This is a genomic window from Rhizorhabdus sp., from assembly GCF_018006725.1.
GTDB lineage: Bacteria > Pseudomonadota > Alphaproteobacteria > Sphingomonadales > Sphingomonadaceae > Rhizorhabdus.
Map to the genome: position 1 here is coordinate 1 of NZ_JAGMXV010000355.1, position 3,895 is coordinate 3,895.

The 3,895-nt window shown below is 63.0% G+C and carries 7 protein-coding genes and 1 pseudogene; 1 reads left to right on the forward strand and 7 read right to left on the reverse strand.

All coding sequences use genetic code 11. The features are described 5' to 3' along the window. The first annotated feature begins 160 nt into the window (after positions 1 to 160). Positions 161 to 841 carry an FRG domain-containing protein gene (locus KAY22_RS25815; RefSeq protein WP_296625963.1) on the forward strand — a complete coding sequence of 227 codons (681 nt, stop codon included), beginning with the start codon at positions 161 to 163 and terminating at the stop codon, positions 839 to 841. Here KAY22_RS25815 and KAY22_RS25820 read toward each other — a convergent pair. The 7 genes and pseudogenes from KAY22_RS25820 to KAY22_RS25850 all read right to left on the reverse strand — a co-directional run. Beyond that, positions 838 to 1,062, reverse strand: coding sequence for an AlpA family phage regulatory protein (locus KAY22_RS25820; RefSeq protein ID WP_296625964.1), 225 nt, complete (start codon positions 1,060 to 1,062; stop codon positions 838 to 840). The genes KAY22_RS25815 and KAY22_RS25820 overlap by 4 nt on opposite strands. A 52-nt stretch (positions 1,063 to 1,114) precedes the next feature. After that, entirely contained in the window at positions 1,115 to 1,357 is a 243-nt protein-coding gene (locus KAY22_RS25825; RefSeq protein ID WP_296625965.1) for a hypothetical protein, read from the reverse strand. A 247-nt stretch (positions 1,358 to 1,604) separates the two neighbouring features. Beyond that, positions 1,605 to 2,102, reverse strand: a complete 498-nt coding sequence (locus KAY22_RS25830; protein WP_296625966.1) for a hypothetical protein — start codon at positions 2,100 to 2,102, stop codon at positions 1,605 to 1,607. Further along, on the reverse strand, positions 2,099 to 2,404 hold the full coding sequence (locus tag KAY22_RS25835; RefSeq protein ID WP_296625967.1) for a hypothetical protein: 306 nt from the start codon (positions 2,402 to 2,404) through the stop codon (positions 2,099 to 2,101). The genes KAY22_RS25830 and KAY22_RS25835 overlap by 4 nt, the downstream gene beginning before the upstream one ends. Continuing rightward, complete coding sequence (locus tag KAY22_RS25840; protein WP_296625968.1) at positions 2,404 to 3,087, reverse strand: hypothetical protein; 684 nt, start codon at positions 3,085 to 3,087, stop codon at positions 2,404 to 2,406. The genes KAY22_RS25835 and KAY22_RS25840 overlap by 1 nt, the downstream gene beginning before the upstream one ends. Positions 3,088 to 3,186: 99 nt before the next feature. Further along, the gene (locus KAY22_RS25845) at positions 3,187 to 3,540 is read right to left on the reverse strand and encodes a hypothetical protein (protein WP_296625969.1); all 354 of its coding nucleotides are present in this window, start codon (positions 3,538 to 3,540) and stop codon (positions 3,187 to 3,189) included. Further along, positions 3,537 to 3,895: pseudogene (locus KAY22_RS25850) on the reverse strand (hypothetical protein); the annotation flags it as partial. The gene KAY22_RS25845 and the pseudogene KAY22_RS25850, both read right to left, overlap by 4 nt.

Consider the following 3,895-nt stretch of genomic DNA (forward strand, 5'->3'; position numbering starts at 1 on the left):
TCGACATGATGCTCGCCCACGTGCCTCAAGGCACCTCCGCATCGGAATGGGCGTACAACCGCGCGCGCTATATCAAGCCGCGTCGCGAGCTCGGCCAAGCTTGGGCCGAGCTGGTCACGGCTGGACTGCCGGACCCCTTCATGCTGATCGGAGAGCAGTAATGGCCAAAATACCGTGGCCCTATCCCGCAGGCTTCCGCGTGATCGCGGCGTATATGGAAGCGGTGGCCGCGCATTGCGTCGAACCGCCGCTTTTCCGAGGCCATGCCAGTTCAAGCTGGGTTCTCGTCCCATTCGCTTTCCGGGACAAGGTCGATGGTCTCGTAACTAGAGAGCACCTGGAAAAATGGCGGTCGCTGAGCAAGAGGTTCGCGCCCGATGCGACTGACGTGCACGCGTTGGCGCTGGCGCAGCATTACGGCGTGCCCACTCCGCTGTTGGATTGGACTACCAATCCCCTGATGGCCTTATTTTTTGCTGCTCAGCGTGCCCCCGATCGGTCTGACGGCGTCGTGTTGAAGGCGGCTTTCTCGGAGTTCCAAGCCATCAAACGACCAGCCTCGGTCGATGTTTTTCTCGAAGGTCGAGATAAACCGCTGATCATTGATGCCAGCACCATGAATCTGAGGTCGGCAGCTCAGGACAGCTACCTCAGTCTCCACGCCCGCGGCGACGGCAGGACAATGCGAGCGGAAACAATATTCACGATCGCCGCGGAGGATAAGGGGGCTGTCATCATGGCGCTGAGTGTATTGGGTCTCAGCGCCGAGCGCGTCTTTGCCGATGTCGCGGTGGCTGCGACCGAAATGCGCGAGTGGCTTGAAATAGAGTCGTTCTTCTAAGCGGCTTGATCCGCGCGGTACTCGGCGGGGTCTGCAACGAAATCGTCGATGTCGCTTTCGTACCAAGCGACGCTGCGCGGACCCAGGCGAACGCGCAGCGGGAACGTCCCGACAGCTTCGCGCCGGTAGACGGTAGCCACCGAGAGACCTGTCCGCTCACGGACCTGGGCGATACGCAGGAGACGATCCTTGCGGCGGTCCTTCGGGCTGTTGTCGTTCATTCCTTCCATCCCTTCAGGTCGGCAAACGGTTTGATGATAGCGATCTTGCGGGTCACGATTCGATCCAGTGGATGGCCGCCGCCAGCAACTGACCATCGTCTCCATCAAGGCTGCCACGGGCATCGCGAACGCTTTCGAGCGCGAGGCGCAGAGCGCGCGCGAGCGGGTAAAGAATGTCGTAGTGGACGGCACTGTCTACGTCGCCACCTTCGCGGCCGAACGTGATCAGCGCCGCGATGCCGGCCGTGGCGGTGCCCGCTGCAGCGAGCGCCTTAATCTGCGCCTGTTCGCTCACGAAAGGCTCTCCCGCTTGAGTTTCCATTGCGCGAAATCCCGGGCGTGACTTGCGCATAGATCTTTGCCGGGCGCCGGCGACGTCGTGCATTCCTGACAGATTGGCGCGTCGCATGTGCCGCTTCGCCGGCTGGGCACTTTCCAGTCGCACGCGAGCGTCGCCGGGCGCCCGCAGCTGCATCGTTGGCGCCGACGCGACGAGCACACGATCGCCACGCCGCCACCGGGCAGGATCACCCGATCGCACGTCATCGGAGAAAGCCCTCGGCATCGACCCGCCCCCTCACCATCTCATCGGCGGCGGCAAAAATGTCGCTCGGCGTGCGCAGACGTCGCGTTAACCACGGCGCGCTTTCATCCTCCCGATAGACAGCGTCCCAATCGGTAAAACGGTCGGAAACGATCTGGTGCAGCGCTCCCCAAGCGCTCTCTTCCTCCCATTCCGGCTCATAATAGCCACTCATCCCGCCAACCATGATGGTGCCGGGCCATGGGTGGGAAGGCGGGTAGAGCTTGATGTAGGGAAATCGCGAACCCTCGCGACATTTTGGCGCGATGACCATCTCACCCTCACGCATGATGTCGGTATGCACCGAAACCGTCCGCTCGAAATGCTTCCGGGCCCAGATATTGAGCCCGTGATAGTTTTCCCCCCACTCGGCCGGGAACTGCTCGCGCTTATCGCCGAGCAGCGGCAGATAGGGGGCGGCCCGCTTCGAAAGCTTCTTGAGGATGCGCAGGTTCATTGCGCGGCATCCTTCACGCTCATCACGACTTCGCAGCCCAGCACCGCCGCGAGGGCTGTGCCAGCGGCGTTGACGTCGATCTCCATGGCCGGCGTGCCTTGATCGGTGATGTTGATGGTGGCGCGCAGCTGCGGCGTCGCGAAGAGTGAGCGCGGCAGAGTGGTCGTGATCGACATTCCCCGCTCCCCGGGCGCGAGCGACGGCTGGCCACGCGACAGCCGCACACCGCCGTCGGCATCGAAGACGAGCCAATAGCAATATTCGACCGCCTCGCGGGTGATGCGGGAGAAGCGCTTGGACATCAGTAGTCGCCGACGCTGGTGACGACAGCATCCTCGTCGAGGATGATCTTGGTGGAGCATGCCACGTAGGCGCGAAGCCTCTGCTCGACGCCCACGGCTCTACCGATGCGCTTTCGGCCAAGCTCATCCGTGTTACTGCCGACGCTTGCCGAGGCGATGGTGCCGTCCCCCCGGATCAGCAGACTGAACCGGCACCTGTGCCAATCGCGCGGCGCGTGGTGCTTCTCGTCGTCGAGATAGACCCAGGTCGAGTCATGCCTCTTCTCTTCCACGATCACCGTGATGACGGGGCCGTAGTGCTCTCCGTTCTCGTACTGCTCCCGCATGTAGTCGGCGATCGCGGAGAGCTTCACCTCCTTTGGAGCGAGCCCCAGCAATTCGTCCATATCGCGAGCGAGTTGGCCCGACACCAGTTCGGATACCCTGGCTTCGATCTGGGTCTTGAGGATACCCTTCACCGTCTCGCCATAGGCGGGCAGGTCGAGCCGATCGACACGGAGAGCGTCTTCGATCGCCTTTTCTATCAGCCTGCCAGTCTCGCTGTAGGTCCGAAGGGCCTTGTCGACGCTCTCGGTGATCAGCTTGGCAACCCGGGCGTCGACTTCTTTCTCGATGAACTCCGGCGTCATCTTCGCCACAACGGCGCGACTGATCAGGCTGGTCAGGTTGTCGGTGTCAGTCACGGCTGGTCTCCGGAAAAAGAGGGACGGCCGCGCCCGTCAGAAACCCTGGACGGGACGGACGCGGCCGATCCGGCGCCGATTGCGCCGAATATGAAAGGGTCAGCCCCAATGCCGATCCTCACGGATATTGCCGCTCGGGTGGACCCACTTGGTCTGTCCGGTCGGCGCGATGACGACATGGCGCCCGTCGCGGCGGTTGCCGATGATCGGGCAATGGATGACGAACACAGGCGTGGGCTCGGTCGTGGGCCAGTACATCTCCCGCGCGGTCGCCGTGCTTCGCACCGCGATCGAGGGCACGGTCTCCGGATCGACGCCCAGCGATCGGAGCGCCGCGAGCTGGCGATAGGTGTACTTCGCGCCGGGGGCCTTCGGCGATCGCCAGGCGCTTTGCTTCGACGGCGTGATATGCACCTGCTCGGGAAGCTCGAGCTCGCGCGGCTGGATCGTCATGCGGCCTCCCGCGCGCTCTTCCAGGCGCGGAACTTGGTGTTGTGGATCCACCCGTCTGCCGTGATGAAACCCCACTCGCGGACCTTCGGACCGGTGGTGAAAAGGCTGATCGTTCCCGGTTCAACCGAGTAGATCGAGTGCACGGCTTCGGGCCCGCGCGAGACGATCTCGCCGGCAAGGCGCGGCGATTGGATCAGGCCGAGCGCCGGATGCTCCCATTTCTCGACATAAGCCCCCCGGAGAACGATCGATTGATTGTCCCACGGGTGATCGTGCAGTTCCTCCCTGTCGCTGCGGAGGAAGCGGTGAATATAGGCATTCTCGATCGCGCCCGGCGCTTTGCGAAGCATATACC